Source organism: Haemophilus parainfluenzae, assembly GCF_014931375.1.
Lineage (GTDB): Bacteria > Pseudomonadota > Gammaproteobacteria > Enterobacterales > Pasteurellaceae > Haemophilus_D.
This window is the reverse complement of record NZ_CP063117.1, coordinates 124,945-149,033: the sequence shown is the minus strand read 5'-3', so window position 1 is coordinate 149,033 and position 24,089 is coordinate 124,945. Positions and strand designations below refer to the sequence as shown.

General features: G+C 41.2%; 24 protein-coding genes. 11 read left to right on the top strand and 13 right to left on the bottom strand.

Going from position 1 to position 24,089, the window contains the following annotated elements; translation table 11 throughout:
• Positions 1 to 942, bottom strand: coding sequence for a protease adaptor lipoprotein NlpI (gene nlpI, locus INP95_RS00720; protein WP_197560701.1), 942 nt, complete (start codon positions 940 to 942; stop codon positions 1 to 3).
• 63 nt (positions 943 to 1,005) lie between these two features.
• Complete coding sequence (gene pnp, locus INP95_RS00715; protein WP_049364873.1) at positions 1,006 to 3,144, bottom strand: polyribonucleotide nucleotidyltransferase; 2,139 nt, start codon at positions 3,142 to 3,144, stop codon at positions 1,006 to 1,008.
• Positions 3,145 to 3,385: 241 nt separating this feature from the next.
• Here pnp and nanQ point away from each other — a divergent pair, with 241 nt between their 5' ends.
• The gene (gene nanQ, locus INP95_RS00710; protein ID WP_111387336.1) at positions 3,386 to 3,853 is read left to right on the top strand and encodes an N-acetylneuraminate anomerase; all 468 of its coding nucleotides are present in this window, start codon (positions 3,386 to 3,388) and stop codon (positions 3,851 to 3,853) included.
• Between the two features lie 67 nt (positions 3,854 to 3,920).
• Here nanQ and INP95_RS00705 read toward each other — a convergent pair whose 3' ends face one another.
• The 5 genes from INP95_RS00705 to polA form a co-directional block, all read right to left on the bottom strand.
• A complete protein-coding gene (locus INP95_RS00705; protein WP_005631077.1) occupies positions 3,921 to 4,142 on the bottom strand; it encodes a sulfurtransferase TusA family protein in 222 nt (73 codons plus the stop codon).
• Between the two features lie 9 nt (positions 4,143 to 4,151).
• Positions 4,152 to 5,195 carry a YeeE/YedE family protein gene (locus INP95_RS00700; protein ID WP_269475387.1) on the bottom strand — a complete coding sequence of 348 codons (1,044 nt, stop codon included), beginning with the start codon at positions 5,193 to 5,195 and terminating at the stop codon, positions 4,152 to 4,154.
• A 166-nt stretch (positions 5,196 to 5,361) separates the two neighbouring features.
• Positions 5,362 to 6,666: an L-cysteine desulfidase family protein gene (locus INP95_RS00695; protein WP_197560700.1), complete on the bottom strand. Its 1,305-nt coding sequence runs from the start codon at positions 6,664 to 6,666 to the stop codon at positions 5,362 to 5,364.
• A 17-nt stretch (positions 6,667 to 6,683) separates the two neighbouring features.
• Complete coding sequence (locus tag INP95_RS00690) at positions 6,684 to 6,998, bottom strand: cupin domain-containing protein (RefSeq protein ID WP_049369550.1); 315 nt, start codon at positions 6,996 to 6,998, stop codon at positions 6,684 to 6,686.
• Between the two features lie 11 nt (positions 6,999 to 7,009).
• Positions 7,010 to 9,808, bottom strand: a complete 2,799-nt coding sequence (gene polA / locus INP95_RS00685; protein ID WP_197560699.1) for a DNA polymerase I — start codon at positions 9,806 to 9,808, stop codon at positions 7,010 to 7,012.
• Positions 9,809 to 9,968: 160 nt separating this feature from the next.
• On the opposite strand from polA, the gene INP95_RS00680 reads away from it, so the two are divergent.
• Positions 9,969 to 10,274, top strand: a complete 306-nt coding sequence (locus INP95_RS00680; RefSeq protein WP_005695425.1) for a cell division protein ZapA — start codon at positions 9,969 to 9,971, stop codon at positions 10,272 to 10,274.
• 49 nt (positions 10,275 to 10,323) lie between these two features.
• Here INP95_RS00680 and INP95_RS00675 read toward each other — a convergent pair whose 3' ends face one another.
• Positions 10,324 to 11,064, bottom strand: a complete 741-nt coding sequence (locus INP95_RS00675; RefSeq protein ID WP_049362358.1) for an epoxyqueuosine reductase QueH — start codon at positions 11,062 to 11,064, stop codon at positions 10,324 to 10,326.
• A gap of 1 nt (position 11,065) precedes the next feature.
• The gene (gene ispB, locus INP95_RS00670) at positions 11,066 to 12,055 is read right to left on the bottom strand and encodes an octaprenyl diphosphate synthase (protein ID WP_005697829.1); all 990 of its coding nucleotides are present in this window, start codon (positions 12,053 to 12,055) and stop codon (positions 11,066 to 11,068) included.
• 229 nt (positions 12,056 to 12,284) lie between these two features.
• On the opposite strand from ispB, the gene rplU reads away from it, so the two are divergent.
• The 4 genes from rplU (at position 12,285) to cgtA (ending at position 15,168) form a co-directional block, all read left to right on the top strand.
• Positions 12,285 to 12,596 (top strand): 50S ribosomal protein L21, encoded by a 312-nt coding sequence (gene rplU / locus INP95_RS00665; protein WP_005695431.1) that lies wholly within the window; start codon positions 12,285 to 12,287, stop codon positions 12,594 to 12,596.
• A 20-nt stretch (positions 12,597 to 12,616) separates the two neighbouring features.
• Positions 12,617 to 12,874: a 50S ribosomal protein L27 gene (rpmA, locus tag INP95_RS00660; protein WP_005539872.1), complete on the top strand. Its 258-nt coding sequence runs from the start codon at positions 12,617 to 12,619 to the stop codon at positions 12,872 to 12,874.
• A gap of 176 nt (positions 12,875 to 13,050) precedes the next feature.
• Positions 13,051 to 13,968, top strand: a complete 918-nt coding sequence (locus tag INP95_RS00655; RefSeq protein WP_197560698.1) for a DMT family transporter — start codon at positions 13,051 to 13,053, stop codon at positions 13,966 to 13,968.
• A gap of 27 nt (positions 13,969 to 13,995) precedes the next feature.
• A complete protein-coding gene (gene cgtA, locus INP95_RS00650; protein WP_197560697.1) occupies positions 13,996 to 15,168 on the top strand; it encodes an Obg family GTPase CgtA in 1,173 nt (390 codons plus the stop codon).
• A gap of 50 nt (positions 15,169 to 15,218) precedes the next feature.
• Here the strand turns inward: cgtA and ykgO are convergent, their stop codons facing one another.
• From ykgO to arcA, 4 genes are all read right to left on the bottom strand, one after another.
• Positions 15,219 to 15,356, bottom strand: a complete 138-nt coding sequence (gene ykgO, locus INP95_RS00645; protein WP_005695435.1) for a type B 50S ribosomal protein L36 — start codon at positions 15,354 to 15,356, stop codon at positions 15,219 to 15,221.
• Positions 15,357 to 15,365: 9 nt separating this feature from the next.
• The gene (locus tag INP95_RS00640; RefSeq protein ID WP_005695437.1) at positions 15,366 to 15,632 is read right to left on the bottom strand and encodes a type B 50S ribosomal protein L31; all 267 of its coding nucleotides are present in this window, start codon (positions 15,630 to 15,632) and stop codon (positions 15,366 to 15,368) included.
• Between the two features lie 160 nt (positions 15,633 to 15,792).
• Entirely contained in the window at positions 15,793 to 16,275 is a 483-nt protein-coding gene (gene smpB / locus INP95_RS00635; RefSeq protein ID WP_005695438.1) for an SsrA-binding protein SmpB, read from the bottom strand.
• Positions 16,276 to 16,388: 113 nt separating this feature from the next.
• Positions 16,389 to 17,102, bottom strand: a complete 714-nt coding sequence (gene arcA, locus INP95_RS00630) for a two-component system response regulator ArcA (RefSeq protein WP_070582579.1) — start codon at positions 17,100 to 17,102, stop codon at positions 16,389 to 16,391.
• Between the two features lie 179 nt (positions 17,103 to 17,281).
• Here arcA and INP95_RS00625 point away from each other — a divergent pair, with 179 nt between their 5' ends.
• The 5 genes from INP95_RS00625 (at position 17,282) to INP95_RS00605 (ending at position 24,061) form a co-directional block, all read left to right on the top strand.
• Positions 17,282 to 19,048: a protein-disulfide reductase DsbD gene (locus INP95_RS00625; protein WP_197561021.1), complete on the top strand. Its 1,767-nt coding sequence runs from the start codon at positions 17,282 to 17,284 to the stop codon at positions 19,046 to 19,048.
• A 116-nt stretch (positions 19,049 to 19,164) separates the two neighbouring features.
• Positions 19,165 to 19,563, top strand: coding sequence for a DoxX family protein (locus INP95_RS00620; protein ID WP_197560696.1), 399 nt, complete (start codon positions 19,165 to 19,167; stop codon positions 19,561 to 19,563).
• Between the two features lie 178 nt (positions 19,564 to 19,741).
• A complete protein-coding gene (gene purH / locus INP95_RS00615) occupies positions 19,742 to 21,340 on the top strand; it encodes a bifunctional phosphoribosylaminoimidazolecarboxamide formyltransferase/IMP cyclohydrolase (RefSeq protein WP_197560695.1) in 1,599 nt (532 codons plus the stop codon).
• Positions 21,341 to 21,523: 183 nt separating this feature from the next.
• A complete protein-coding gene (gene purD / locus INP95_RS00610; RefSeq protein WP_197560694.1) occupies positions 21,524 to 22,807 on the top strand; it encodes a phosphoribosylamine--glycine ligase in 1,284 nt (427 codons plus the stop codon).
• A 30-nt stretch (positions 22,808 to 22,837) separates the two neighbouring features.
• Positions 22,838 to 24,061: a DUF711 family protein gene (locus tag INP95_RS00605; protein WP_197560693.1), complete on the top strand. Its 1,224-nt coding sequence runs from the start codon at positions 22,838 to 22,840 to the stop codon at positions 24,059 to 24,061.
• Positions 24,062 to 24,089 lie beyond the last annotated feature (28 nt).

The following is a 24,089-nucleotide window of genomic DNA, read 5'->3' as shown; positions in this document are numbered from 1 at the left end:
CTAAAAAACAGCAGTTTTTGTGACCGCACTTTTTTCTTCTTTTTCGTCTTCTGTTTGAGCCGGTTTCAATTTCATCAGCTCTAACACGGCAAAACGATACTCAACAAAGTTATACACCTGATTCGCAATAGCAAGTTTGAATAAAGCTGCAGCTTCATCAATTTGCCCCAAATTGAGTTTTTGTTTTGCTAGATAAAAGTAGGTTTCGGTTAATATTTCTGCATATTGTTGTGAATTTTCTGCAAATTTGGTTGCCCGTTCTTGCAAGTCGCTCACGGAAATATTACCCAAATAGTATTGAACGATATTTGTTCCCCAGAAGTCCTTAGATAGCCCTTTAGCTCGTTCAACAAGGTTGGCATGGGCTTCTTGTGGTTTTAATTTTTGTTCGTTCAAATAGAGCCAGAGTACGCGATAGGGATCTTTAGTATCGGCTTCGTAAAACTTCATCAAATCGTCTTCAGCAAGATTATAGCGTTCGACGTAATAAAAATTTAAACCACGATTAAGGTGGGTATAGTCATAACTTGGATCCAACTCAAACACCGCATTAAAGGTTTCTAATGCGCTGTCGTAATCTTCTTCAAGCAGTAAGTAAAGCCCTAAGTAATTATAAACGGAAGCCATCTTTGGCTGTAACGCAAGGGCTTGTGTAAAGTCATAACGTGCGAGGCCCCATAAACCGAGGGAATCATATAAAACGCCACGTTCAAAGTGAAGCGTCGCTCGTTCTTCATTACTCATTTTACCAACTAATAAAACTTGCCCGATTCGGGTAATCATCACTTCTTGTTCGAAGTGCGTATTCGGCGTTTGATCTGCGAGTACGACTTTATTTGGTGCGACAAACACGTTTCCCGATTGTACACAACCGGAAATAAATAAAGTCAGACTTAGGCTAGATAATGAAACTAGAAAACGGAATAACCGAAAATATTGCATTGTTTTATAAGTTAGTTTGATAATCAAAACGGGTGTGTAAGGTTTTTTACACACCCTGTGAGATTATTCTTGTTCTACAGAAGTCTCTTCTGCTGGTGCAGATTCTGCTTCAGTTTCTTGTTTTGGTGCAAGATCTTTCATGGTTAATCGGATACGACCTTGGCGATCGATTTCAACCACTTTAACTGTCACTTCTTGACCAACTTGAAGATAATCACTCACTTTCTCTACACGTTCTTCAGCGATTTGAGAAATATGAACTAAACCTTCTTTATTTCCAACGATAGCCACGAACGCACCGAAGTCAGCAAGACGAGTCACTTTACCTTTGTAAATTGCGCCCGCTTCAACTTCAGCAACGATTTCTTCAATACGTGCCATCACGTTTTTCGCTGCACTACTATCTACTGCAGCAATTTTCACTGTACCATCATCATCGATATCGATAGAAGTACCAGTTTCTTCAGTTAATGCACGGATAGTTGCACCACCTTTACCGATAACATCTTTGATTTTCTTCGGATCAATTTTCATGGTGTGAATACGCGGCGCGTAGTCAGAAATATCTGCACGAGGTGCAGGGATTGCTTGTTCCATTACACCAAGAATGTGCATACGTGCACCTTTTGCTTGGTTTAATGCAATTTGCATAATTTCAGGGGTGATACCTTCAATTTTGATATCCATTTGAAGTGCGGTGACACCTTCACGTGTACCGGCCACTTTAAAGTCCATATCACCTAAGTGGTCTTCATCACCTAAAATATCTGAAAGAACCACAAATTTCTCTTCTTCTTTCACTAAGCCCATTGCGATACCAGCAACAGCCGCTTTGATTGGAACGCCCGCATCCATTAATGCTAAAGACGCACCACATACAGATGCCATAGAAGAAGAACCGTTAGATTCAGTGATTTCAGATACAACACGCACGACATACGGGAATTCTGCAAGACTAGGCATAACCGCTGCTACACCGCGTTTTGCTAAACGACCGTGACCGATTTCACGACGTTTTGGCGAGCCGATCATACCCGTTTCACCTACAGAGTATGGAGGGAAGTTGTAGTGGAATAAGAAGTGATCTTGACGTTCACCTGTTAATTCATCAATGATTTGTGCATCACGTTCAGTACCTAACGTTGCAACGGCTAATGCTTGCGTTTCACCACGGGTGAAAATTGCAGAACCGTGAGTACGTGGTAATACACCAGTACAAATATCTAATGCACGAACGGTATCAACGGTACGACCATCAATACGTGGTTCACCTGCAATGATACGGCCACGAACGATTTGGCTTTCAAGTGCGGTGAAAATATCCACAATTTTACCTTCGCTGATTTCTTCATCTTCAGCTGTGATTTGTGCAATCACATCCGCTTTAATCGCATCAATCTGTTCGTAACGTGCTTGTTTTTCAGTAATGCGGTATGCATCGCCTAAACGTGCTTCAGCAATCGCTTTTACTTTGTTGATTAAATCTGTGTTTGGTTGTGGTGCAACCCAATCCCAACGTGGTTTACCCGCTTCTTTTGCAAATTCTTTGATTGCTTCAATCACAACTTGTTGTTGTTGATGACCAAATACGACCGCCGCTAACATTTGTTCTTCAGTTAAAATGTCAGCTTCAGATTCAACCATTAATACGGCTTTGTCAGTACCTGCAACCACTAAGTCCAAACGGCTTTGTTTTTGTTCAGCCATAGTTGGGTTTAATACGAATTGGTTGTCAATAAAACCAACGCGCGCAGCACCGATAGGGCCATTGAAAGGTACACCTGATAAAGTTAATGCTGCAGAAGCACCGATCATTGCCACTAAGTCAGGGCTGATTTGTGGGTTTACAGAAACTACAGTTGCCACAACTTGGATTTCGTTGAAGAAACCTTCTGGGAATAATGGACGAATTGGACGGTCGATTAAACGTGCGATTAAGGTTTCGCCTTCAGATGGACGACCTTCACGTTTGAAGAAACCACCAGGGATTTTACCCGCCGCATAAGTACGCTCTTGATAGTTTACGGTTAATGGGAAGAAGTCTTGACCTTCTTTCACATCTTTTTTAGCCACAACAGTCACGAATACCGTGGTATCGTCCATGCTTGCCATAACCGCAGCAGTTGCTTGACGTGCAATTGCGCCGGTTTCTAGAGTAACGGTATGTTGACCGTATTTAAATTGTTTAACAATTGGATTCACAATGTTTTCCTTCAAAATAATATTTAAAACAAAGCTTTATTTTCCAGATTGCGACTAGCAAAAGAAATCTCTCGAAAAATGACCGCACTTTTGGCGTTTAAAAATTTCTTTTGATAGCCGCACGCTAATGCAGAAAATAAAGCTCGCTTATTATACAGAGTTTTAAATTTATTGGTAACTTTATTTAATATAAGCAACTTGTTATCATATTCTCATACAAATACATACGTAAGGAGACTCTATGATTATCAGTGCATTAAATAACCCAAATTTCAAAGTGGGTTTACCAAAAGTTATCGCGGACATTTGCGATCATCTCAATACTTTAGATCTTGAAGCATTAGAAAATGGCCGTCATGATTTAAGCGATCAAGTTTATATGAATGTCATGGAATTTGATACGGTTGAAGCGGATAGCAAACAAGCTGAACTTCACCACAAATATCTAGATATTCAATTACTTATTCGTGGTGAAGAGAATGTTGAAGTAAGCGCGACTTATCCAAACCTCAGCTTATACGATGAATATCGTGATGCCGATGACTATCAACTTACCCCACAAATTGAAAATAAAAGTACGGTGACACTTTTACCAAAAATGTTCGCTGTCTTTTTCCCTTATGAGCCACATAAACCAGGTTGCACCGTAAACGGCAAATCAAGTTTTGTGAAAAAACTGGTGGTGAAAGTACCAGTAGAATTGATTTAATTATTTCGATTTATTAAAGCAAAAGTGCGGTCAGAAATTTATATATTTTTCTGACCGCACTTTTTTATTATTTAATCACTGTAATCGACCATTTGGCATCATCAATTTGCTCGAAGTTTGTGACTTCATAACCTTCTTCAGCCGCCCAAGCGGGAATGGCTTCAGTGGCTTGTGTGCAGTCAAATTCAATTTCTAGACCATCGCCTTTATTTAACTTAGCCATAGCTTCTTTGGCTTCAACGAGAGGAAAGGGGCAAACTAGGCCGAGTGTTGGTAATTTAACGATCATATAAACTCCTTATGATGCTTTTGTTAATTTTAAACGTTGTGGACGGATAATGGTGAAGTAGGCGGCCACCCAAGTGCCGAGAATCATCAATGGCAATGATACCCAACCTTGCCAAGAGAAAAAGGCGGTTTCGACTAAGCCATTACCGATAGAACAGCCACCCGCAAGGGTTGCGCCAATGCCCATGAGAATACCACCGAGCCCACTGCGTAGAATCGTGGTGGCATCTGGTACACGAACACGGAATTCATTGCTTGCTTTCGCACCGATGAATGACCCGATAAAAATCCCTAAAACTAAGAATACGCCCCAGTTTATAAATTTACCGTCGCCAGTAACGAGGAATTGCATGATATTAGCGGATGGACCAGTGATCCCAAGTCCAAACTCACGACCCGTAGCAACACTGAGTGGCCAAGCGGCAAGTGCGATTAATCCGATTAATACGGCAGAGAAAAATGGGTGCCAGCGTTTTTCAAATAATAAGTGAGCAAGTCCCTTTTTCTTCGGTTTTAATGCCGCGACTTTTACGCTTGGTTTACTGAGATGTTTGTACACATAGAAAGCTGTCACTAAAGTTAATAATGCGACTAACCACCAAGGTGAGATACCGAATGTATCGTAAATGTTGCGTTGTTCGATATTGATACTGCGTAAAGTTTTATTGAATTCGCCTAATGGGCCAGTACGCATGATGGCACTTAACAACATATAAGTGAATAACGCGACCCAACTGCCGACTAAGCCTTCCGCAGCACGGTACCAAGTTCCTGTTGCACAACCGCCAGCAAGAACAATGCCGATACCAAATACAAAGGCACCGATAATCACCGCTAAAAAGGCAAAATTTTCAGCGGGATCGACATTTAATACACCGATTTCTTTTAAGAGAAAGAAACCGATGGATTGCACGGTAATCGCCAATAGAAGGGCGACAAACATTTTGTTATTTTTGGTGACATACATATCGCGAAATGCGCCAGTAATACAAAAGCGCCCACGCTGCATCACAAATCCGAGTAAAATTCCGCAAAGTAATCCGGTTAAAAGCATAAATATTCCTTCTCTTTTAGAACTAAGTAGGTTGGTATTTTCTAAAAAAATAAGAAGGTGACGCCAATAACTTTTGGCTAGAAAATATGTTTTTTTGATATAAAAAAAGTGCGGTCAGAAATTTGTGTGTTTTTCTGACCGCACTTTATCGTAAGTTATCACGATATTAAGGACAGGGTTTACTCACCATAATTTCAATCACTTGGCGATCAATATGATGCATACTCTTCGAAGCGATCGAGCATAGATTGTCGATAGTGCGATCGAGATCGTGTTCAACGATACCTTCATTGCCTGTCACATGGGTTTCATCCATTGCCATGAGAACTGATTTATAGCCAGAAGCTACGCTGGTGGATACTTTCATTGCACAGCTATTGGATGCGCCATCGCAGATGATTCCGCTGATGTCACCAATCATGCTGCAAATCCCCATGCTCACGGTTTCAAATTTGCCCGTAAGCAAATAGGCAATGCCTGCACAGCTCCCCATAGAGGCAGTTGTTACCGCACAAAGGGCTGACAGTTTAGGTAATTTGCTGTGGATATAAATAGCCATTAAGTGTGATAAGAAGAGGGCTCGGAGACGTTTTTCTTCATTCACGTTTAAATAATCGGCGACCACAACCACGGGCATAGTCGCGGCAATCCCTTGGTTGCCAGAGCCTGAATTACTCATTGCTGGTAATGTAGCTCCACCCATACGTGCATCGGAGGCTGCAGTGGTTTCGATCATGATTTTGCTGAGTAAATCATCTGACATTAAGCCACTACCAACTTGTTTGCGTAACGTTCTGCCAATGTGTAAGCCGTAATTTTCACGTAATCCTTCGTTAGACAGCGCTCGGTTTAGAGTGGCAGCTTGTCCGATAAAGCTGATTTTATCGAGCTCAACTTCACAAGAAAATTCAAAGATTTCACGTGCGCTCACCTGTTTGAAAATATCACAAGGAGCGCAATCAGCACATTCATCATGTTCTTTCTCAAAAATAACTTCGCCATTTTTTTCAATTAAAATGATGTTTGTGTGTTGATCTTGAATGGCTACTTTCACTCGGTCATTATCCGCAAACAACACGGCTTCCGAGTATAAAATATGATCGGTTTGATGAATATCGACATTAACGAGCTTTTTATCAAGCATCGCTTTGGCTTGTGAAACTTGTTCTGGTGTGATGTGTTTTAATACCTCTAATTCACCCCCTGGGTCACCGCCTAAAGCACCAATCGCCGCGGCAATAGGCAAGCCCACCATGCCTGTTCCAGGTACCGCAACGCCTAATCCATTTTTCATTAAGTTTGGTGACACCTTGGCTTCAATACGTTCAGGTGTTTTGCCTAAATATTTAGCTGCCGTTGCTGCTGCAAGCGCCAGAGAGATAGGTTCAGTACAGCCAAGTGCAGGAACGACATCGCGTTCTACAATTTGAATTAATGGTTTTTCGATTTCGTTGAGTCTTTCTTGATTCATAAAATTCTTTTAATTTATTAAATACTGTCTTCTTTCTCTATGACTAATATACGTGCTTCGCCTTGTGGATGAGCAACATGTTCGGTACCGATATCCGCATAAAAAATATCACCCGTATGGAGTAATACGGCTTTCTCTTGGCCCTCTTCTTTGTAGCGCATTTCCACCGTACCATCCATGACAGCAAAGACTTCTTCACCGTCATTGATATGCCATTTGTAAGGTTTATCTGTCCAGTGAAGACGCACGGAAATGCCATTCATATTGGTAATATCAAGGGCTCCCCAAGCGCGTTCAGCCGTAAATAGGTGACTTCTAATAACTTTATTCATGACTAAATTTGTTAGTGAGCCTCATCCCAGTTAGTGCCTTGCCCCACATCTACAATCAATGGCACCACTAAATCAGCGGCACTTTCCATTTGTGTTTTGATGAGGTCGCTATAAAACGCGACTTTTTCTGACCGCACTTCAAACACCAATTCATCATGCACCTGCATAATCATCGCAATATCGGGATCGTTTTGTAGTTTTTGATCCAATTGAATCATGGCACGTTTAATAATGTCTGCGGCGGTGCCTTGCATTGGTGCATTGATCGCGACACGTTCGGCAGCTTTACGGCGCATACCATTAGAAGAGTTAATATCTGGCAGATATAAACGACGGCCGAATAGGGTTTCTACATAGCCTTGGGCTTTGGCTTTTTCGCGAATATCGTGCATAAAAGTTTGTACGCCCGGATAGCGTTTGAAATACAAATCCATATAGCTCTGAGCATCGGCACGGCCAATACCGAGTTGACGCGATAAGCCAAAGGCTGACATACCGTAAATTAACCCGAAGTTAATCGCTTTAGCATTACGACGTTGTTCGGAAGTCACTTCATCTAGTGAGACACCAAAGATTTCTGCCGCAGTAGAGCGGTGAATATCTTTGCCTTGGGTAAAGGCATTAATTAAGCCCTGATCCTGTGATAGGTGCGCCATAATGCGTAGCTCGATTTGCGAATAGTCGGCTGCCACAACAGTAAAGCCTTCGCGCGCAATAAATGCCTGACGAATACGACGACCTTCTTCATTACGAATCGGAATATTTTGTAAATTCGGATCACTTGATGAAAGACGACCGGTGGCTGTCACCGCTTGATGGTAGGAAGTATGCACTCGACCAGTTTGCGGATTTACCATTTGCGGTAATTTATCAGTGTAGGTCGATTTTAGTTTGCTGAGACCACGATGTTCTACCAACACTTTCGGCAATTCATGGCTAAATGCGAGTTCCTCCAATACTTCCTCGTTGGTGGATGGCGCCCCTTTTGGTGTTTTTTGAATGACCGGCAAACCTAATTTATCAAATAAAATTTCCTGTAATTGTTTGGTAGAGGCTAAATTAAATGGCTGTCCCGCCAAGACATAGGCCTGTTCTTCTAATTCACTTAAACGGTTAGCAATTTCGTTGGATTGTAGGAATAGCGCATCGCTATCAATTAAAACACCGCGACGTTCCATACGGGAAAGTACGCCTAACAACGGCAATTCCATTTCTTTAAAGAGTTTTTTAAGAGTAGGTTCTTTAGAGAGTTTTTCCCATAGCACTTGCTGCAGCTTCATCGTTACATCAGCATCTTCCGCAGCGTACTCGGCGGCTTTTTCCAACGGAATTTGGTTGAAGGTCAGCTGATTTTTACCTTTGCCTGCAATCTCTTCAAAACTGATGGTTTGATGCCCTAAATAACGTTTCGCCAGATCGTCCATATTATGACGGCCTGTGCTGTTGAGCACGTAGGATTCAAGCATAGTATCGAAAGCCACACCTTGCACATCAATACCATTACGAGCAAAAATAGTGAGATCGTATTTGAAGTTTTGCCCGACTTTTTGAATAGCAGGATTTTCTAAAATCGGTTTTAACAGAGCAAGTGCGGTTGTTTTTTCAAGCGTTTTTGGTGCGCCTAAATAATCTAATTGTAGCGGTAAATAAGCCGCTTCACCGTTTTCGAACGCAAAGGAAATGCCCACCAAGTTGGCAGCCATATAATCTAAGTTATCGGTTTCAGTATCTAGAGCAAAAAGTTTGGCTTGATTGAGTTTGTCTACCCAACGATTTAAATCCGATTCGGTGATCAAGGTTTCATAACGGCTACGATCAATTTGAATTGCCGGCAATGTTTCATCGTCATTATTTTGAGCGAGCGCAGGCGTAGCTTGATAGTGATTAATCTTGGTTGGTCGTTCGTTATTATTAGTAATGGAATCAGCACCATTCATCACTTCATTGAGCCAACGTTTGAATTCATAACGGCCGAAATATTCAGTGAGTTGATCGTTATTGCTTGCACCAAGGGTAAGTTGTTCCGGAGTGATATCGAGAGCGACATCGGTTTTGATCGTGGCAAGACGATAGGATAAATCGGCCATTTCTTTTTCAGCCAATAATTTATCCCCTAATTTTTTTGCCCCACGAATTGGCAATTCGGCCACTTTGTCTAAGTTGGCATAAATCTCTGCCATGCTGCCGATACCTTGCAAGAGACCGAGAGCCGTTTTTTCACCGACACCCGCAACGCCTGGAATATTATCGGCGCTATCGCCCATTAGCGCTAAGTAATCAATGATGAGTTCTGGCGGAATACCGTATTTTTCAATCACGGCCTCGCGATCTAATAAGGTGTTATTCATGGTGTTGATCAACATAATGTTGTCATCCACCAGTTGTGCCATATCCTTATCACCGGTACTAATCAAGACTTTTTGATTGGTTTTAGAAGCCGCTACCGCTAAGGTACCGATGACATCGTCAGCCTCCACGCCTTCAATGACTAACAGAGGAATGCCAAGGGCACGGATAATATCGTGCAATGGCTGAATTTGTTTGCGCAGATCGTCCGGCATCGGTGGACGATGGGATTTATATTGTTCAAACATTTCATCACGGAACGTTTTGCCCTTTGCATCAAAGACTACCGCAATATGGCTCGGTTGCACTTGCGAAATCAGGCTTTTGAGCATATTTAATACACCGTACATGGCACCAGTCGGCTCGCCGGCTGAATTGGTGAGTGGCGGAAAAGCATGAAAAGCACGATATAAATAAGATGAACCGTCCACTAGGACTAATGGATTAGGAGCGATAGTTGGCATAAATATTCCGTTCAAAAATAATGAAAAGTGTCGCATTATAGCGTAAATTGCGAAATGGGGCGAACGGATAAAGTGCGGTCAATTAAACGTAAAAAGTATGACGAAGGCGTTTGGCTGTGGCATAATAGGCTCACTTGAGCATTCAACATAAGGGAATAACATGTCATTAAAACTGGTTGAAGTTGTTGTATTAGGGCAAGTGCTGCGCTTGAATGTCCCTGCAGAACAAGAAGAGATTTTGCGTCAAGCGGCGCGTAATTTAGATCTTCAAGTGTCTGAAATGAAAGAGCGTACAGGTTTATTACAATTAGACCGAGTGCTTTCTATTGTTGCCTTGAATTTAAGTTTTGAATTAACCCAAGAAAAGAATAAAAATGCCCAGATTGAAAACGTGTTATGTACGCGAATTCAGCAGTTAGATCATTCTTTAGAGAATGCATTAGGTGGGCGTACCATCGTAGATTAAATAAAAAAGAACCGCATGTTGAAAGTGCGGTTCTTTTTTTATGTGTTTTTTAATCTGGCGTGTAATAGAGTTTACCAATTTCAATTTTTTGCCGCCCTGTTTCTTCACGCCATTTATTGCTATCTCGTAAAGAATAAACACAGCCACAATATTCTTGCTGATAAAAACGTTCGCGTTTACTGATTTCGATCATGCGTTGCGATCCACCTGCTTTACGCCAGTTGTAATCCCAATAAATCACATCATCATATTTTTCAGCCGCACGGTGACCACAACCATTAATTTGATCCATGTCTTTCCAGCGAGAAATACCAAGACAGCTGGTAAATACAGGGAAGCCATGTTCATGAGCATATTCAGCAGCTTTTTCAAAACGCATATCAAAACACATGGTGCAGCGAATGCCACGTTCAGGTTCCCACTCCATGCCTTTTGCGCGATCAAACCATTGTTGGCGATCGTAGTCTGCATCAATAAATGGAATCCCGAATTTTTGGGCAAATCGGATGTTTTCTTCTTTACGAATTAAATATTCTTTCAATGGATGAATATTCGGGTTGTAAAAATAAATCGTAAACTCAATACCTGAGGCCAAAATGGCTTCCATCACTTCACCCGAACAAGGCGCACAGCAAGAGTGGAGAAGTAGCTTATTATGCCCTTCAGGTAATTCGAGTTTTTCACGAATAAAAGGCGCATTGGGATCCTTGCGCACTTTTTGTTTACGTGTTTTTTGAAATTTAGGTTGAGAATCGACCGCACTTTGCGGTTGAATTTGTTCTTCAGTCATATTAATAAGTTCGGTCTACCGATAAATAAGCCAGTGAAATTAAGGCTTTTTTGTATTCACTTTCAGGTAATAAGGCAATGGCATCAACCGCTTTTTTCGCTTCTTGTTTCGCACGATCCATCGCGTAATCAAGGGATTTATGTTCTGCCATAATCGCAAGCACTTCATCAATTGCATCACGTTTTCCGCCTTGTTCAATAGCTTCGCGAATAAGCGCGGCTTGTTGTGGGTTGCCGTGACGCATTGCGTGTAATAAAGGAAGAGTAGGCTTACCTTCAGCGAGGTCATCACCCACATTTTTACCTAATGCTGCAGCGTTTGCGCTGTAATCTAGCACGTCATCTACTAATTGGAATGCGGTACCAAGATAGCGACCATATTCTTGAAATGCGGTTTCAATTGATTTTTCAGCACCTGCAACAATTGCAACAGATTGTGCTGCCACTTCAAATAAACGTGCCGTTTTACTATAAATCACGCGCATATAGCTTTCTTCAGTGGTATCCGGATCGTTCACGTTCATTAATTGTTGAACTTCACCTTCAGCCAACACGTTGGTGGCGTCCGCCATAATGCGAAGAATATCTAGCGATTGTAACTGCGCCACTAACTGGAAGGCGCGAGTATAAATGAAGTCTCCCACTAATACGCTAGCCGCATTACCAAAGGCAGAATTTGCCGTTGCTCGACCACGACGCATATCCGATTCATCTACCACATCATCATGTAATAAAGAAGCCGTGTGAATAAATTCTACAAAGGTAGCACAAGTCGCCACTTTATCGCTTTCATAGCCTAATGCACGTGCTGCTAAAACCGCAATAAGTGGTCGAATACGTTTTCCGCCACCTTGTACAATATAAAAACCAAGCTGATTAACCATCGGCACATCGGAGTTAATTTGTGCTAAAATGGCTTGGTTGACTTTCTGCATATCCGCATCTGTTAATGCTTGGATTGCATGCATATCCATTAAATCTTGTTTGTTCATCTTCATTTGGTTCGATGGTTGTGTATATAAAAGAAAAGTGCGGTGAATTTTACCCGATTTTTCAGGGTTTCTGAAATTAAACTCGAGGAAAAGCGCTTTTTTTTATTTTATTGCAAATAAGTGCTTGCGATCGAGTTGTTTTTTCCGTAGAATTTGCAACCTATTTATATGAATTTTGAAGTGCGGACCGAAAATAGTAACGGAGAAGCACAATTATAGCGGAGTATTTATGTACGCAGTTTTCCAAAGTGGCGGTAAACAACACCGTGTGAGCGAAGGTCAAGTAGTTCGTTTAGAAAAACTTGAACTTGCAACTGGCGCAACAGTTGAGTTCGACTCAGTGTTGATGGTCGTTAATGGTGAAGATGTTAAAATTGGTGCACCAGTAGTAGCTGGCGCGAAAGTAGTGGCTGAAGTTGTGGCACAAGGTCGTGGCGATAAAGTTAAAATCGTTAAGTTCCGTCGTCGTAAACACAGCCGTAAACAACAAGGTCATCGTCAGTGGTTCACAGAAGTGAAAATCACTGGGATTCAAGCATAATTTCAGAGGAGATCAAGTAGATGGCAACTAAAAAAGCTGGTGGTTCAACTCGTAACGGTCGTGATTCTGAAGCTAAACGCCTTGGTGTTAAACGTTTCGGTGGCGAATCTGTATTAGCAGGTAGCATCATTGTACGTCAACGTGGTACTAAATTCCACGCAGGTAACAACGTAGGTATGGGTCGTGACCACACCTTATTTGCTACCGCTGACGGTAAAGTAAAATTTGAAGTTAAAGGCGAGAAAAGCCGTAAATACGTAAGTATTGTAACTGAATAATTTTACATCTGATTTGATAAACGCCCCGCATTATCTGTGGGGCGTTTTCTTTTTTATCTGTAATTTACAATCATCAATCACATTTGTTATTCTGGCACTATTGCTTATCTTGATATTTCTTAGTCGAAATTTATCTTAATTCCTAACCGCACTTTAGTAAAATAAAGGAAGATATCATGAAACAACAACCGCTTTTAGGTTTTCTCTTCGCTTTAATTACGGCGATGGCGTGGGGATCTTTACCTATTGCGTTAAAACAGGTTCTATCAGTGATGACACCACAAACGATCGTCTGGTATCGATTTGCGGTGGCTTCTCTTGCACTATTGATTCTGTTAGGTTACAAGAAAAAATTGCCACAATTTTCGAAAGGTGGTCGTTTCATTTGGCTTGTACTCATCGGTGTAGCAGGATTAGCGGGTAATTTCTTTTTATTTAATAGCTCACTTAATTTTATCGATCCTTCTTCAGCCCAAATTTTTATTCATTTTTCTTCTTTTGGTATGTTAATTTGCGGTATTTTTGTCTTTAAAGAAAAGCTCGGATTACATCAAAAGATTGGTTTAGGTCTGTTATTGGCTGGGTTGGTGCTTTTCTTCAATGACAAGCTTGATGTGTTTAAAGGAGAGAGTGGTTATTTAACAGGTGTCTTACTCAGCCTGACTGCTTCATTAGTTTGGGTGGCTTATGGTATGGCACAAAAGCTTATGCTCCGTCGTTTTAGTTCGCAACAAATTTTATTAATGATGTATTTCGGCTGTCTTTTAGTCTTTACACCTGTAGCTGAATTCTCACAAGTGAGTAACCTCACCCCGTTTGCATTCGGTTGTTTTGTTTATTGCTGCTTAAATACCTTATTTGGTTATGGGGCTTATGCTGAGGCACTTAATCGTTGGGAGGTTTCTAAAGTAAGCGTAGTGATAACCTTAGTACCACTCTTTACCATTTTCTTTGCCCATCTTGCCCATTATGTGAGCCCTGAGAATTTTGCCGCACCAGAATTAAATATGATTAGCTATATTGGGGCGTTTGTTGTAGTATGCGGAGCAATTTTGTCGGCAATCGGACATAAATTATTACCGCAATCAAAGTAAAGTGCGGTTAAATATTGGAGAGTTTTTATGAAATTTATTGATGAAGCCCTGATTCGTGTGGAAGCAGGGGATGGTGGAAACGGTTGTGTAAGTTTCCGCCGTGAAAAATTTATCCCAAAAGGTGGCCCAGATGGCGGGGATGGCGGTGATGGCGGTGATGTTTATTTGGTTGCAGACGAAAACTTAAATACTTTGATCGATTATCGCTTTACGAAACGTTTTGCTGCAGAGCGTGGTGAAAATGGCCATAGCTCAGATTGTACCGGTCGTCGCGGTAAAGACATTACGTTACGTGTGCCGGTGGGAACGCGTGCAATTGATAATGATACCAAAGAAGTGCTTGGCGATTTAACAAAGCATGGCGCTAAAATGTTAGTGGCAAAAGGCGGTTATCATGGTTTAGGGAACACACGTTTCAAATCTTCAGTGAACCGTGCGCCTCGCCAAAAAACCATGGGTACACCAGGTGAAAAACGTGATTTATTATTAGAATTAATGCTTCTTGCGGATGTCGGGATGCTAGGTTTACCGAATGCGGGTAAATCCACCTTTATTCGTGCCGTTTCAGCCGCAAAACCAAAAGTCGCTGATTATCCATTTACCACTTTAGTACCAAGTTTAGGTGTGGTGAAAGTGGATGAGAGTCATAGCTTTGTGGTGGCAGATATTCCTGGATTGATTGAAGGTGCATCGGATGGCGCTGGTTTAGGGATTCGTTTCTTAAAACACTTGGAACGTTGTCGTGTGTTAATTCATTTAGTAGATATTAACCCAATTGATGAATCCGATCCTGCAGATAATATTGCGATCATCGAGTCAGAATTATTCCAATATAGCGAAAAATTGGCAGATAAGCCGCGTTGGTTAGTCTTCAATAAAATTGATACGATGACAGAAGAAGAGGCGCATGAACGAGCTCAAGAGATTACCGAGCGTCTTGGTTGGGAAGAAGGGTATCACCTCATTTCTGCCGCAACCGGTAAGAATGTACCGCCACTTTGTCGTGATATTATGGATTTCATTGAAGCGAATCCGCGTGACGCTGAAGTAGAAGAAAATAAACCGGAAGAAGTGAAATTCAAATGGGAAGACTACCATCAAGAACAGCTTTCTGAACATCAATTTGATGATGAAGATGACGACTGGGATGATTGGGACGAAGAAGATGAAGAAGGCGTTGAGTTTATTTATAAACCTTAATGCCTAAATGAAAAAAAGAGCGGAAATTGACCGCTCTTTTTTTATTGCTGTTAACCTTTCTTTTTCCCACCTTGACGTGCTTTAAAGCGAGGGTTGGTTTTCGAAATGACATAAACGACACCGTGGCGGCGAACAATTTTGCAGCCAGGACGGTTTTTAGCACTTTTTAGCGAAGATAATACTTTCATTGAATATTCCTATTTTGATTTAAATGCACCAAATTTGCCATAGCGGTTTGCAAATTCACTTGCACGACCTTCATTCCCAATTTGACGGGTTTTACCGGTATAAAATGGGTGAGATGCAGATGAGGTATCACACATAAATACAGGGTATTCGTTACCATCTTCCCATTTCATGGTGTTGTTAGTTTTAGCACAAGAGCGGATCAGAAAGCCTTGTTTCGCGTTGGAATCATAAAATAAAACGGTACGATAATTTTCAGGGTGAATGCCTTTTTTCATTAGAGCTCCTTATATAACGAAAAGAATTGGGCGAAGATACTAATTTAAAAGAGAATGATTATCAATGTACTTTTATTCATAACCATGAGAATTTTTTTCATATTGAGAAAAAGAAAAATGCCTTTCGATTGAAAGGCATTTTGTCTGTTTGGTTGGACAGTTATCCACGATTCGCATTTTTCATAATACGCTCTTTCGCCACTTTCCATTCACGTTCTTTAATATCATCACGTTTATCATGTTGTTTTTTACCTTTCGCAAGACCGATTTTGATCTTAGCCCAAGGGCCTTTCCAATAAAGAGAAAGGGCAACAATAGTAAAACCATCACGGCTTGATTTACCGAAAAGATTATCTAGTTCACGTTTATTCAATAAAAGCTTACGTGTACGCGTTGGATCGCAAACCACGTGAGTAGAGGCCAAGCTTAATGGTTGAATGGTCGCACCAAATAAATAGGCTTCACCGTTTTTAAAAATGATGTAGCTATCGCTGATATTGGCTTTACCTGCGCGCATTGATTTCACTTCCCAACCTTGTAATTCAAGGCCGGCTTCAATTTCATCTTCAATAAAATATTCGTGTCGAGCTCGTTTGTTTAAGGCAATGGTGTTGGAGCCGACTTTGACTTTCTTTTTGGTCATTGGTATCCGTTGTTCATTAATCGTAAATTGGCGTTGATTTTACCGAATCTCGCCCTGGATAGCAAAAAAACAAAAGGCTGATTTGACTCAGCCTTTTGTTACTTAATGAGAGATTATTCTTCTAATTCACCACAGAAACGATAACCTTCACCATGCACGGTAGCAATGATTTCAGGTGTATTAGGATGATCTTCAAAATGTTTCCGAATGCGGCGAATTGTTACATCCACAGTACGATCTTGTGGCTTTAATTCACGCCCTGTCATTTTTAGCAATAATTCTTCGCGAGTTTGCAATTTTCCTGGGTTTTCACAGAAATGCAACATGGCACGAAATTCACTACGCGGTAGCTTAAACTCAGTGCCTTCAGGTGTAATTAAATTATGACTATTTAAATCCAGTGTCCAACCATTAAAACGATAGTTCTCACGTTGTAAATGGGCCTCTTTGCCATTTAATGTCATCGTACGATGCAATAAATTTCTTGCACGAATGGTGAGTTCTCTTGGGTTAAATGGCTTAGTGAGATAATCATCGGCCCCAATTTCTAAACCTAAAATTTTATCAACTTCATTATCTCGCCCTGTGAGGAAAATCAGAGGAATAGGTGTTTTTTCACGTAATTCACGGCCCAGTAATAAACCATTTTTACCGGGTAAGTTGATATCTAATACGATGAGATTAACCGTTTCTGAGCTTAACTGACGATACATTTCGGCACCATCTTGTGCTTGTAATACCTCATAGCCCTCAGCTTCAAAAATTCCTTTTAACGTATTACGGGTTACCGCTTCATCTTCCACGATGAGAATTTTGGGGGTAGCCATTCGTTGCTCCTTGTTATTCTTTGTTATGGGCATATTCTATAATTGTAACATTGCTGTAACAACAGAAAAGTGCGGTCATTGTTTAAATTACATTTAATTTTATGATCTAAGTCATAAATTATTAACATTCTTTTGATCTATGCTAGAATTTTAGTAGGAACAATAGTTGGGACTTTATGATGAAGCGAATTCTTCTTTTTTTATTTTTTATTTTTACCGCTCTTTCCACTCAAGCCGGTCTTTTTGATAAGAAACCGGCTTTCTTACCTGTGGATGAGGCTTTTCAATTTTCAGCTGCGAAAAGCGAGAATCAAGAAAATGTGATCGTCAATTGGTCTATTGCAGAAGGCTATTATCTCTATCAAGAGAAAATTTCTGTGAAGCTCAACCAAGAGGAAACCTCATCATTTGATGTGCCGACATTTTCTATTTCACCTGAAGATTATAACGATCCTTATTTTGGCTTAATGAAGATTTTCAAAAAGCCCGTGCAAGCTATTTTTAAAGCAAGCCATCCGCCATTAAAAGCCGAAGATGTGGTTGAAATTGCTTACCAAGGTTGTACATCGGGCTTTTGTTATCCGCCTGAAGTGAAAGAAATCAAAGTGGCTGATTTGCCTATCGCACAGATTGCTAATACTGAAAAAACATCGGAAAAATCGACCGCACTTTCCGCACAACCTAAAGCAGAGCAAGATCGTTTAGCGGAAAGCTTATTTAATAGCAAATATGCCGTATTTGGCTTTTTCTTATTGGGCTTAGGTTTGGCTTTTACCCCTTGTGTGTTACCAATGCTGCCGTTGCTTTCAGCGATAGTGATTGGTCAAAATCAACGCCCTAATATGTGGCGCGCTTTCGCATTAAGTTTTGTATATGTGCAGGGGATGGCGCTGACTTATACCTTGCTAGGCTTGATTGTGGCTGCAATTGGTTTGCCATTCCAAGTCGCTTTACAACATCCTTATGTGATGATTGGCTTATCAATCATCTTTGTCTTGTTAGCATTGTCGATGTTCGGTGTATTCACTTTACAGCTTCCAAGCTCCTTACAAACAAAACTGTCTTTACTTAGCCAACAGCAAAAAGCTGGTGCCTTTGGTGGCGTGTTCTTAATGGGGATGATTGCAGGGCTTGTGGCTTCGCCTTGTACGTCAGCACCGCTTTCTGGCGCCTTGCTTTATGTGGCGCAGAGTGGTGATTTATTTACGGGTGCGCTCACGCTTTATTTGCTCGCGTTGGGTATGGGCGTACCGCTGATTTTAATCACTTTATTTGGGAATAAAATCTTGCCTAAATCAGGCATGTGGATGGAAACCGTTAAAAAGCTCTTTGGCTTTGTGATGCTCGCGTTACCAGTATTCTTAATTTCTCGTATTTTGCCGGATGAATGGACGCCAAGATTATGGGCGATGCTTGGTACCGCATTCTTTATTTGGTTTGCTTTCCAAATGCCAAAAAATGGTACCGGTTGGGTATTCCGAATTCTCTTTTTAGTGGCAGCCATGATTAGTGTTAAACCGCTTCAAACTTGGGTGTGGGGCGAAAGCCAAGCACCAAGTGCGGTCGAAAATAAAGCGGTTTCTCATGTTGAATTTAAGAAAGTGAAAAGCGAAGCTGAATTGCAACAAGTTCTGGTGGAAAATAACAAACCGCTTGTGATGCTCGATCTTTATGCGGATTGGTGTGTCGCTTGTAAAGAGTTTGAAAAAGAAACATTCAGTGATCAAAGTGTACAAAAAGCCTTTGATGACATGCTGCTCCTTCAGGTTGATATGACAAAAAACTCCGAAGAAAACCGCGCTTTAATGGCAAAATATAAAGTGTTAGGTTTACCGACTATTTTGTTCTTTAACCGAGATGGAAAAGAAATTGAGGGGAGTCGTGTTAACGGATTCATGCCACCAGTTGAGTTTTTACAATGGATTGAGAAAATCAGTAAAGCATAAAATTATTTCCTAATAGTAAAAAGTCCTTTTCGATTTGAGGTATTGTTTGGCTTTGAGTTAATCATTAATATACACCCCGTTCTCAAATCACTTTTTATTTTTATTAGGAAAACTTTATGAAAAACTTAGAAAAATACTCTCCGTATGTTTTAGCTTTATTACGTATCGTCGCCGCGTATATGTTTATCTTACACGGCACAGCGAAATTCTGGGAATTCCCAATTTCGATGACGGGCGGTAATGGCGCAGTGGGCGATCCACTGATGATCGTCGGTGGGGTAATTGAGATTGTCGGTTCAATCCTATTAATTTTAGGTTTATTTGTTCGCCCTGCGGCATTTATCCTTTCTGGTCAAATGGCTTATGCGTATTTCTTTATGCACGCTGCAGGTAAAGGGAATTTATTCTTCCCAATCGCGAACGGTGGTGAACTCGCTTTACTTTATTCTTTAGTGTTCTTCTATTTTGTGTTTGCGGGTGCTGGCGCATTTGCTCTAGATAACCGCAAACGTTAATCAATCATCTCATTACTTTGTTGCCCGCATTTTGCGGGCTTTTTTGTTTTTAAAATCGCTTAAATAAATCACCGCACTTTAAGTGCGCTTACCAGGAAAATTTTTTCTATATAAACGCAAACGTTTGCGCTATAATTCCCCCCGCTTATTTTTAACCATTTAATGAAAGGAAAATGTAATGACAGATCGTCCAATTCGTCAGGCTTTACTGAGTGTTTCTGATAAAACCGGTATCGTAGAATTTGCTCAAGGCTTAGTACAGCGTGGTGTAAAACTACTTTCCACTGGCGGTACCGCAAAATTATTGGAGCAACATGGTTTACCGGTGACAGAAGTGTCTGATTATACGGGATTCCCTGAAATGATGGACGGTCGAGTGAAAACCTTACATCCAAAAGTACATGGCGGTATTCTTGGTCGTCGTGGTACAGATGACGCTATTATGCAGCAACATGGCATTGAAGGCATTGATATGGTCGTTGTGAATTTATATCCATTTGCCGCAACAGTAGCGAAGCCAAATTGTACGTTAGAAGACGCGGTAGAAAATATCGATATCGGCGGACCAACCATGGTGCGTTCTGCAGCGAAAAACCACAAAGATGTGGCGATCGTGGTGAATAATCATGATTTTAACAACATTCTTGCTGAAATGGATAAACACCACAACAGCCTAACACTTGAAACTCGTTTTGACCTTGCGATTAAAGCATTTGAACATACCGCTCAATATGATTCTATGATTGCCAACTATTTTGGACAAATGGTGAAACCGTATCATGTGGCAGAGGAAGAAGACGCGAATGCGAAGTGCGGTCAATTCCCACGTACTTTAAACCTTAACTTCGTGCGTAAACAAACCATGCGTTACGGCGAAAACTCTCATCAAAATGCGGCTTTCTATGTTGATTTAAATGTGAAAGAAGCAAGTGTAGCTACAGCCCACCAACTACAAGGTAAAGCCTTGTCTTACAATAATATTGCTGACACTGATGCCGCACTTGAATGCGTGAAAGAATTTGATGAGCCGGCTTGCGTGATCGTTAAACACGCTAATCCATGTGGTGTAGCTTTAGGTAAAGATATTTTAGACGCCTACAACCGCGCTTACCAAACCGATCCAACTTCTGCATTTGGTGGCATTATTGCTTTCAACCGTGAATTAGACGAAAAAACTGCGAATGAAATCGTGGAGCGCCAATTCGTTGAAGTGATTATTGCACCGAAAGTATCAGCTGAAGCGCAAGAAGTCGTGAAACGTAAGAAAAATGTTCGTTTACTTGAATGTGGTGAATGGATCTCTCGTTCTGAACGTTTGGATTTTAAACGTGTAAACGGCGGTTTATTAGTACAAGATGCGGATTTAGGCATGGTTGGCGTGGATGATTTAAAAGTGGTAAGTAAACGTCAACCAACTGAACAAGAACTAAAAGACTTATTGTTCTGCTGGAAAGTGGCAAAATTTGTGAAATCGAATGCCATTGTTTACGCCAAAGATAATCAAACTATCGGCATTGGTGCAGGCCAAATGAGCCGCGTATATTCTGCGAAGATTGCAGGGATTAAGGCACAGGATGAAGGTTTAACCGTAGCCGGTTGTGTGATGGCATCTGATGCATTCTTCCCATTCCGTGACGGTATTGATGCGGCGGCGAAAGTAGGGATTCAATGTGTTATCCATCCAGGTGGTTCAATGCGCGATCAAGAAGTCATCGATGCAGCGGATGAACATAATATGGTGATGGTATTAACTGGAATGAGACATTTTAGACATTAATTTATCTAACTATCCCCCTCTTTAGCAAAGAGGGGAAGGGGAGATTTGGCAGAAGTGATCTCAAGCTCATACTAAATTCAATATCGTTTAAATCTCCCCCTAGCCCCCTCTTTACAAAAGAGGGGAAATTACAGGAAAAAATAGCCGCACTTTTTTAAATTAGGCATACGCAAGGACTATAACATGAACATCCTCATCATCGGAAATGGCGGTCGTGAACACGCCTTGGCTTGGAAAGCTGCACAATCTCCATTAGCGGACAAAGTTTTTGTCGCACCGGGCAATGCGGGTACAGCATTGGAACACAAAGTAGAAAACGTAAATATTTCTGCGACAGATATCCCTGCCTTAGTGAAATTTGCTCAAGATAAACGAATTGGATTAACCATTGTTGGCCCTGAAGCTCCATTAGTGATTGGTGTGGTTGATGCATTTCGTGAGGCGGGATTGAAAATTTTTGGTCCAACTCAAGCGGCTGCACAATTGGAAGGTTCAAAAGCATTCACCAAAGATTTCCTCGCGCGCCACAAAATTCCAACGGCAGAATATCAAAACTTTACTGAAGTAGAGCCTGCATTGGCGTACTTGCGTGAAAAAGGTGCACCAATTGTCGTAAAAGCAGATGGTTTGGCGGCGGGCAAAGGCGTAATCGTTGCAATGACATTGCAAGAAGCGGAAGACGCTGTGCGTGATATGCTTTCTGGCAATGCCTTTGGTGAAGCGGGTAGCCGAGTGGTGATTGAAGAGTTTTTAGATGGCGAAGAAGCCAGCTTTATCGTCATGGTGGACGGTAAAAACGTCGAGCCTATGGCAACCAGTCAAGATCATAAACGCGTGGGCGAAAATGATACAGGTTTGAATACTGGTGGCATGGGGGCGTATTCGCCTGCACCTGTGGTGACACCTGAAATTCATGATCGCATTATGCGTGAAGTGATTTATCCAACGGTTAATGGCATGGCGGCAGAAGGCAATGTTTACACCGGTTTCTTGTATGCAGGATTAATGATCATGCCAAATGGTCAGCCGAAAGTAATTGAATTTAACTGCCGTTTTGGCGATCCAGAGACACAGCCTATTATGCTACGCCTCGAATCAGATCTCGTTGAGCTTTGTCTTAAAGCTTGCGAGGGAAAATTGAATGAAGTGAAATCCCAATGGAATCCAAAAGCGTCCTTAGGTATTGTGTTAGCCGCGGAAGGCTATCCAGGCGATTATCGTAAAGGCGATGTGATTAGCGGTTTACCACAAAGTGCGGTCGAAAATGAGAAAGTTTTCTTAGCGGGCGTCGCAGAAAAAGAAGGCAAATTAGTTACGAATGGCGGTCGCGTACTTTGTGTTACTGCATTAGGCGAAAGCGTATTTGAAGCGCAACAAAAAGCCTTAAAACTCGCTGAGCAAATTCAATGGACTGGACGTTTTTATCGTCGAGACATTGGTCATCGTGCCGTCGCTCGTGAACAATAAAAATCAACTACTTTAATGGTAAGGGCTCGAATGGATTATAAAAATAAGGAATTATGTCGTCTTCGTACCATAAGTTTTTTTCTGACGTTACATAAAGATAAAACGCAATGGGAAGACGCCCTTTATTCGGTGAAACGTGATGTGGATTTGTTATTGCCAGCTGTGCAGAAAGCAGGTTATACCTTGCAATCGATTCGAGTAATTACCAATCCTTTTGGTGAATATTTGGATTTAACCAATTTGCAAACAGCAAAAGCAGATTTGCAGTATTTAACAGAGTTACTGAATAAGTTTAATGAAAGTGGCATTCGTCTTCGATTTGCGATAGGTGCGGCGAGAAATAAAGAGGAAATCGCGTTATTGCCAGAGTTAATCGCAGCTTATGGTGACTTGTGTAATGCTTGTGTCAATGTGCCATTAGATGAAAATGGCGTGTTAGATAATGAACTTATCGAGCAATCTGTTTATGCCGTGCAAAAAATTGCAAACATCACACCACGTGGCGAAGGTAATTTTAACTTTACTGTGAATTTTAACTGCAAGCCATTTATTCCTTATTTCCCCGCCGGTTATCATCTAAGTCATTTGCCAAACAGTTTTGTCATTGGGTTAGAAACACCCGATTTATTAGTCGAAGTATTAAAACCTGTGCCAAAATCGCCTCATAATCAATTTTATGCTGATTGTTATCAGGCTATGTCACAAGCGCTGCAATATCATGTAGATCAAGTATTAGAAATGCTAAGTGCGGTCAAATTATCAGGTGAATTTGAGTTTGCAGGCATTGATAGTTCGGCTGCACCATCGAAAAATTGTTCATCCATGACAAAAATCTATGAATTAATGGGATTACCTTATTTTGGTGCAGCTGGTTCAGTCGAGGTTTCTGCCTTACTGACAAAAGTGTTTAAATCAATCCAACGCGTACCATTAGTTGGGTTTTCTGGATTAATGTTGGCGGTGACAGAAGATTTAGGTTTAGCCGAAGGGACTCAAAAACACTATTTTGATATTCGAGCTTTACTGACTTATAGCGCCGTATGTGGTATCGGTTTAGACACGGTTCCCGTGGCGGGAAATGTTAAGGCAGAAAGCATAGCAGCTATTATGCGCGACACAGGAACGATGGCATTTCGCTTAAATAAACCACTAACTGTACGCTTATTTCCCATTCCGAATAAGGTTGCAGGTGAAATATCAGAATTTGAAAGTGATGATTTATGTAACTGCCGCCTTTTGCATATTCCGGATTAAATAAAAATTTCCCTACTTTGTTGTAATC

What these genes read in the sequence shown, in the direction of transcription:
- cgtA (WP_197560697.1), top strand. Translation starts at nt 13,996, where the DNA reads ATGAAATTTATTGATGAAGCCCTGATTCGTGTGGAAGCAGGGGATGGT.
- INP95_RS00620 (WP_197560696.1), top strand. Translation starts at nt 19,165, where the DNA reads ATGAAAAACTTAGAAAAATACTCTCCGTATGTTTTAGCTTTATTACGT.
- rplU (WP_005695431.1), top strand. Translation starts at nt 12,285, where the DNA reads ATGTACGCAGTTTTCCAAAGTGGCGGTAAACAACACCGTGTGAGCGAA.
- INP95_RS00655 (WP_197560698.1), top strand. Translation starts at nt 13,051, where the DNA reads ATGAAACAACAACCGCTTTTAGGTTTTCTCTTCGCTTTAATTACGGCG.
- INP95_RS00700 (WP_269475387.1), bottom strand. Translation starts at nt 5,195, where the DNA reads ATGCTTTTAACCGGATTACTTTGCGGAATTTTACTCGGATTTGTGATG.
- INP95_RS00625 (WP_197561021.1), top strand. Translation starts at nt 17,282, where the DNA reads ATGAAGCGAATTCTTCTTTTTTTATTTTTTATTTTTACCGCTCTTTCC.
- nlpI (WP_197560701.1), bottom strand. Translation starts at nt 942, where the DNA reads ATGCAATATTTTCGGTTATTCCGTTTTCTAGTTTCATTATCTAGCCTA.
- purD (WP_197560694.1), top strand. Translation starts at nt 21,524, where the DNA reads ATGAACATCCTCATCATCGGAAATGGCGGTCGTGAACACGCCTTGGCT.
- INP95_RS00605 (WP_197560693.1), top strand. Translation starts at nt 22,838, where the DNA reads ATGGATTATAAAAATAAGGAATTATGTCGTCTTCGTACCATAAGTTTT.
- arcA (WP_070582579.1), bottom strand. Translation starts at nt 17,102, where the DNA reads ATGGCTACCCCCAAAATTCTCATCGTGGAAGATGAAGCGGTAACCCGT.
- ispB (WP_005697829.1), bottom strand. Translation starts at nt 12,055, where the DNA reads ATGAACAAACAAGATTTAATGGATATGCATGCAATCCAAGCATTAACA.
- INP95_RS00690 (WP_049369550.1), bottom strand. Translation starts at nt 6,998, where the DNA reads ATGAATAAAGTTATTAGAAGTCACCTATTTACGGCTGAACGCGCTTGG.
- smpB (WP_005695438.1), bottom strand. Translation starts at nt 16,275, where the DNA reads ATGACCAAAAAGAAAGTCAAAGTCGGCTCCAACACCATTGCCTTAAAC.
- INP95_RS00680 (WP_005695425.1), top strand. Translation starts at nt 9,969, where the DNA reads ATGTCATTAAAACTGGTTGAAGTTGTTGTATTAGGGCAAGTGCTGCGC.
- INP95_RS00675 (WP_049362358.1), bottom strand. Translation starts at nt 11,064, where the DNA reads ATGACTGAAGAACAAATTCAACCGCAAAGTGCGGTCGATTCTCAACCT.
- polA (WP_197560699.1), bottom strand. Translation starts at nt 9,808, where the DNA reads ATGCCAACTATCGCTCCTAATCCATTAGTCCTAGTGGACGGTTCATCT.
- purH (WP_197560695.1), top strand. Translation starts at nt 19,742, where the DNA reads ATGACAGATCGTCCAATTCGTCAGGCTTTACTGAGTGTTTCTGATAAA.
- INP95_RS00640 (WP_005695437.1), bottom strand. Translation starts at nt 15,632, where the DNA reads ATGAAAAAAGGCATTCACCCTGAAAATTATCGTACCGTTTTATTTTAT.
- nanQ (WP_111387336.1), top strand. Translation starts at nt 3,386, where the DNA reads ATGATTATCAGTGCATTAAATAACCCAAATTTCAAAGTGGGTTTACCA.
- ykgO (WP_005695435.1), bottom strand. Translation starts at nt 15,356, where the DNA reads ATGAAAGTATTATCTTCGCTAAAAAGTGCTAAAAACCGTCCTGGCTGC.
- INP95_RS00705 (WP_005631077.1), bottom strand. Translation starts at nt 4,142, where the DNA reads ATGATCGTTAAATTACCAACACTCGGCCTAGTTTGCCCCTTTCCTCTC.
- INP95_RS00695 (WP_197560700.1), bottom strand. Translation starts at nt 6,666, where the DNA reads ATGAATCAAGAAAGACTCAACGAAATCGAAAAACCATTAATTCAAATT.
- rpmA (WP_005539872.1), top strand. Translation starts at nt 12,617, where the DNA reads ATGGCAACTAAAAAAGCTGGTGGTTCAACTCGTAACGGTCGTGATTCT.